The organism is Kribbella sp., assembly GCF_035687465.1.
Classification (GTDB): domain Bacteria; phylum Actinomycetota; class Actinomycetes; order Propionibacteriales; family Kribbellaceae; genus Kribbella.
In genome coordinates this window covers 1-5,306 of record NZ_DASRXP010000242.1, presented here as the reverse complement: position 1 = coordinate 5,306, position 5,306 = coordinate 1, and the positions used below count along the sequence as shown (strand labels likewise).

Below are 5,306 nucleotides of genomic sequence, written 5' to 3'. Positions count from 1 at the left end.
GCCAGCGACGGTTGCGGAGACGGCAACGTACTGGCCTGGTCCAGGTTCAGCCGGGTCAGGCCGTCGTAGATGTTGTTGCCGACGAACCGGTAGCCCTCGTAGCCCTCGTTGGGCGGGGTCGACGGGAAGGGGATGTTGCCTGCTGACATGGCGATCCGCAGCTCGCCCCCCGACGGCGGGGGGCCGCTTGGCTGTGCCGACGCGCAACCGGCGAGAACCACCAGCAGCAGGGCCAGCACGAAAGACAGGGCGGGGGATGGGCGGGTCCGCATGTCAGGAAGCCAGTCGGCTCTCACCGGGGACCAACAGGCAGTTGCTCCAGTGCCCGTCGTTCACGTGGTGCGCGACCGGCCGGCCGTCCCAGCAGGCACCGACCGCATATCCGCAGCGCGGCGCGAAGGCGCAGCCCGGCGGGAGCTGGTCGAGGCTGGGCGGGGCGCCTGGGATCGCGTTCGGCCGACGGTCCTGGCCGGCCCGGACGTTCGCCTCGATCAGGCCCTCGGTGTAGGGATGCGAGGGCGCGTTCAGGACCTGGACCGCGGAGCCGTACTCGACGAAGCGCCCGGCGTACATCACCGCGACCTCGTCGGCGAGCTCGGCCGCGACGCCGAGGTCGTGCGTGACGATGACCAGGCCCATGTCGATCTCGCGCTGGATCTGGCGGAACAACCGCATCATCCGGGCCTGCACGGTGACGTCGAGAGCGGTCGTCGGCTCGTCCGCCAGCAGCACCGTGGGTTTGCCGGCGATCGCCATCGCGATCACGACTCGTTGCCTCATGCCACCACTCAGCTCGGAGGGGTAGGCCTTCAGCCGGGCCGCGGCGGACGGGATCTGGACCAGCTCGAGCAGGTCGAGCGCACGGCGCCGGGCCTGGGACCGGTCGATCCCCTCGTGGTGCTTGCGGATCGCCTCGACCAGTTGCTTCTCGATCGTGTACACCGGGTCCAGCGCGGTCAGCGGGTCCTGGAAGACCATCGAGACGTCGTTGCCGCGGGCCTTGCGCCGATCCCGCGGCGACATCGCCTGCAGATCCCGGCCGCCGACCGAGATCTCGCCGGTGATCAGGGTGGTCGGCGGGTTGATCCCGATGATCGAGCGCAGCATCGCGCTCTTGCCGCTGCCGGACTCACCGATCACCGCGAGGACTCCGCCCCGCGGCACGGTGAACGAGATGCCGTCCACCGCCCGCAGAGCCCCTTGCCGGGTGCGGAACTCGGTGACCAGATCCCGTACCCGCAGGGCGGGCGCGGCCGCTCTCGACTCCGGCGTATCGGCTAGCTCGACCTGTCGTACCTGTGTCGTCGTCGACATCGTCGTGTTCCTTTCGCTTGCGGCCTTGCAGGGGAATTCCGGACCGCGCCGGTAGACATTCTTTTCCGGCGAATTCAGGCGGGAGGAGAGGGTAGAAAACCCTGTCATAGAAGGAGATTCACGAACAATTTATGACTGGGATGTTTCACGGATCGACCGCTTCGGTATCTCGCTGGTAAACAATGCCGGGAATCCTGTGGGTGGAATTCCCGGCGGGTTTCGAAGGCCGATGGCCACCAGGACCACCGCGCCCGCGCCCGCCGCCACCACGCCGAACACGCCGGCCAGTCCGATCGCCCGCATCGGTCCGAACTGTTCGGACAGGAAGCCGAGCACCGGCGCCCCGAGCGCCCCGCCGCCGAGGAAGAGGGTCAGATAGACGGCCACCACTCGACCGCGCAGAGCGGGCTCCGCGGTCAGCTGGACCGACGTGTTCGCCAGCACGGCGAACGTCATGAACATCCCGCCGCACAACACCAGAGCGGCCCCGAAGGCGACCAGTACGGGCATCACCGAGGCGATGATCAGGCAACAACCGAGCGCTGCCGCCGTGCCGAGCACCCAGCGATGCCGTGGCATCCCGCTGCTGGAGGCGGCCACCAGAGCTCCCGCGAGTCCGCCGACGGCCAGGCACGAGGTGACCAACCCGAAGCCGAGAGCGCCGACACCGAAGACCTCGGTGGCCGCGAGCGGCAGCACGACCTGCAGGCTGTTCACGCCCACCACCCCGATCACGCCGGACAGCACGATCAGCGTTGCGAGGGTGGGATCCCCGACCACCTGCCGCAGGCCGGCTCCGAGTTGCCGGCCCCGCAGCGTCGAGCGCGGCACGGGATGCAGTTGTGAGCGGTCGAGTCGCAGCAGAGCGAGCAGGATGCCCGCCGAACTGATCGCGTGCAGGAAGAAGATCAACGGCGTACCGGCAACACCGATCAGCAGGCCGGCCAGGGCGGGACCGACCAGCCGGGCGACGTTGAACGAGGCGGAGTTCAGGCCGATGGCGCTGACCACCTGGTCCGGTCCGACCAGTTCCGAGACGACGGACTGACGGGCCGGGAAGTCGAACGCGTTGATCACGCCGGTCGCGGCCGCCAGCACGTACACCTGCATCAGCGTGAGGATCCCCAGCCCGTCGAGGATGCCGAGGGCAACGCTGCCCAGGCCCACCAGAGCCTGGGTGACGACCAGCAGCCTGACCTTGTCCACCCGGTCGACCAGCGCGCCGGCCCCCAGCCCGAGCAGCACGGTCGGGAAGAACTGCAGGAAGGCGACGAACCCGAGGGCCAGGCCGTCGCCGTGACTCAGCACGACGACGGCCCACGCCTGGGCGGTGCGTTGCATCCAGACCCCGATGTTGCTGACCGTTCCGCCCCAGAAGAAGATCCGGTAGTTGCGGACCTGCAAGGAGCGGAACATGGCGGGTCTGCTCATGCCGCGTCGACCGCGAGCCACTCCTCGAACGGGGTGGCCTTGGTGAAGGCGTGCGCGGCCTTGAGCAGGAGCGCGTCGTCGAACATCCGGCCGACCAGCTGGATGCTGACCGGCAATCCGTCCCGCTTCTCGCACGGCACCGCGAGCGCGGGGTGGCCGGTGAAGTTGAACGGCCGGGTGTTCGCCACCGCGCTCTGCGAGACCGGGCTCTGCAGCGCGTAGTCGAGCGCAGTGCCGTAGTCGGCAGGCGGCTGGAACTTGGGCGCCTGCGTGATGGTGGTCGGCATCACCAGTACGTCGACCTCGGCCAGCGCCCGGTCGTACGCCGCGATGTAGGCCGGGCGGGCGTTCATCGCCTTGGCGTACAGACGTCCGGCCCAGTAGCGACGGCTGAACTCGCCGGCCATCAGGTTGAGCAGACCGCGCGGGTCGAGCAGTTCCTGGTTGTGCTGCCAGGCCCGGGTGATGGTGGCGATGGTGTCCTCGGGGTAGAACGTCCGGGCGAAGGCGCCGTAGAAGCCCGAGCCCCGCACGGCCAGCGTGGACTCGGCCGACATCGCGGCCTGGGCGTCACCGATGGTGAGGTGCTCGGGGACCGAGACCTCGCTGACCACCGCGCCGAGTTTCTCGAAGACCTCGATGGCCTGCTGGACGGAGTCGGCCACCGCCTCGGTGGCGCCGAGGAAGCCCTCGCGGAGGATGCCGATCCGCAGTCCCTCGATGTCCCCGGTCAGCCCGCTGGTGGCGTCGTACCGGTCGGGCACCTCACGGGTCTGCCGCGGATCGAGCCCGTCGTAGCCGGCGACCGCCTCGAGTGCGAGGGCAGCGTCGAGGACCGACATCGTCATCGGGCCGGTGTAGTCGATGCTCTGGTCGGAGCCGAACCCGATGCCGAAGTGCGAGATCAGGCCGAAGGTGGGCTTGTGGCCGACGGTGCCCGACCACGAGGCCGGGATCCGGATGGACCCGCCCTGATCGCCGCCGAAGGAGATGTCGACCTCGCGGTCCACCAGGGCCGCGGCCGAGCCGGACGAGGATCCGCCGGTCAGGTGGTCGGGGTTGTGCGGGTTCAGCGGCCGGCCGAAGTCACCGACGCCGCCGCCGAAGCCGAAGCCGCCGGCCAGGCCGTTCATCACGTTCTTGCCGACCACCGTGGCCCCGGCCTCCAGCGAGCGCTGGACGACGGTCGCGTCGAAGTCGGGCACGTGGCCGCTCAGCACCTGGGCGCCGAAGCTCATCGGCATCCCGGCGACGGCGGTGTGGTCCTTGAAGCTGACGGTCCGGCCGGTGAGGATGCCGGAGCCGCTGCCGTAGATGGAGCACTTCCAGGTCCAGGCGTTGTGCGGGTCCTCGTCGGCGCTCGGGCGATAACCGGGCTCGCGGGCGCCGGGGAAGCGCGGCGGCCGTACTTCGGCGCCGCGTGCCTGGACGAAGCCGTCGAACTCGGACAGCATCCTGTCCAGGTGGCGGCGGTAGACCTCCGCCTCTTCGGTGGTGAGTCCGACGCCCAGGCGCTCGGCGGCTGTTTTGATGTCGGAAAGATCGGGAACTCGGTGCATGGCAGGCCTCCTCGATCGGGTGGATCGAAGGTCTCCCGCACCGGTTACACGGTTTGCCCACTCGCGTTCGTACCGTGTTAAGCGACTTCAGCCGGCCCAGAACTCGCCTCTGACCTGGGCAAACGCCGATTTGACAAGCGCGCAACGCGACTTCTCCGCCGGGCCAGCGCGGACCCGCGGCTGATTTGTCAGGCAGTTCGCCCGCTGGTCACCTGGCCGTCACCAGCGAGGGACAGGTTCGCACCATGACCTTGAGCCGCCGCCAGCTCCTCGGTGCCACCGCCGCAACCGGGGCTGCCATCGCTATTCCCACGCTGCCTGCCGCAGCGTCCATCCGCCGGGATCGCCCAGCCCTGACGTCCGGGATCGCCAGCGGCGATGTCACCGCGAACTCGGCCGTCGTGTGGTCCCGCGCGGACCGCCGGTCCCGGCTCGTCGTCGAGCTGACCAGCAACGGCCGCTTCGACCATGCCATCCGGCTGCGTGGCCCGATCACCGGACCTGACCAGGACTTCACCGCCCAGCTGCCGCTGCGGGGCCTCCGCCCGGGCCAGCGCTACGACTACCGCGTCGGCTTCGAGGACTCGTACGGTCGAGTCGGCGAGACCGCCAAGGGTTCCTTCAGTACTCCGGGGCGCAACCGCCCGGTGTCGTTCGTGTGGACCGGGGACACCGCCGGCCAGGGCTACGGGATCAACCCCGACCTCGGCGGCATGGTCGCCTACAAGGCGATGCACCAGACCCGGCCGGACTTCTTCCTGCACTCCGGCGACAACATCTACGCCGATGGCCCGATCGAGGCTTCGGTGAATGTTCCCGATGGCACCGTCTGGAAGAACGTGGTGACCGAGGAGGTCTCCAAGGTCGCCGAGACCCTCGCGGAGTACCGGGGCCGGTACAAGTACAACCTGCTCGACCACAACGTCCGCGACCTGTACGCCGACGTGCCGATCGTCAGCCAGTGGGACGACCACGAGACGGTGAACAACTGGTACCCGGGCG

The 5,306-nt window shown here is 69.2% G+C and carries 5 protein-coding genes; 1 reads left to right on the top strand and 4 read right to left on the bottom strand.

The window, feature by feature from the left end; genetic code table 11:
• The 4 genes from VFG33_RS12335 to VFG33_RS12320 form a co-directional block, all read right to left on the bottom strand.
• Positions 1-272 (bottom strand): hypothetical protein (locus VFG33_RS12335; RefSeq protein WP_325025689.1); only part of this gene is annotated, 272 nt, incomplete at its 3' end.
• A gap of 1 nt (position 273) precedes the next feature.
• On the bottom strand, positions 274-1,314 hold the full coding sequence (locus VFG33_RS12330) for an ABC transporter ATP-binding protein (protein ID WP_325025687.1): 1,041 nt from the start codon (positions 1,312-1,314) through the stop codon (positions 274-276).
• A gap of 129 nt (positions 1,315-1,443) precedes the next feature.
• Complete coding sequence (locus VFG33_RS12325; RefSeq protein ID WP_325025685.1) at positions 1,444-2,745, bottom strand: MFS transporter; 1,302 nt, start codon at positions 2,743-2,745, stop codon at positions 1,444-1,446.
• Entirely contained in the window at positions 2,742-4,304 is a 1,563-nt protein-coding gene (locus VFG33_RS12320; RefSeq protein WP_325025683.1) for an amidase family protein, read from the bottom strand. The genes VFG33_RS12325 and VFG33_RS12320 overlap by 4 nt, the downstream gene beginning before the upstream one ends.
• Before the next feature lie 245 nt (positions 4,305-4,549).
• On the opposite strand from VFG33_RS12320, the gene VFG33_RS12315 reads away from it, so the two are divergent.
• Positions 4,550-5,306: alkaline phosphatase D family protein (locus VFG33_RS12315; protein WP_325025681.1), on the top strand; the 757-nt coding region annotated here is incomplete at its 3' end.

Excerpts from the sequence above, each read along its gene's own strand:
- VFG33_RS12330 (WP_325025687.1), bottom strand. The coding sequence starts at position 1,314 with ATGTCGACGACGACACAGGTACGACAGGTCGAGCTAGCCGATACGCCG.
- VFG33_RS12325 (WP_325025685.1), bottom strand. The coding sequence starts at position 2,745 with ATGAGCAGACCCGCCATGTTCCGCTCCTTGCAGGTCCGCAACTACCGG.
- VFG33_RS12320 (WP_325025683.1), bottom strand. The coding sequence starts at position 4,304 with ATGCACCGAGTTCCCGATCTTTCCGACATCAAAACAGCCGCCGAGCGC.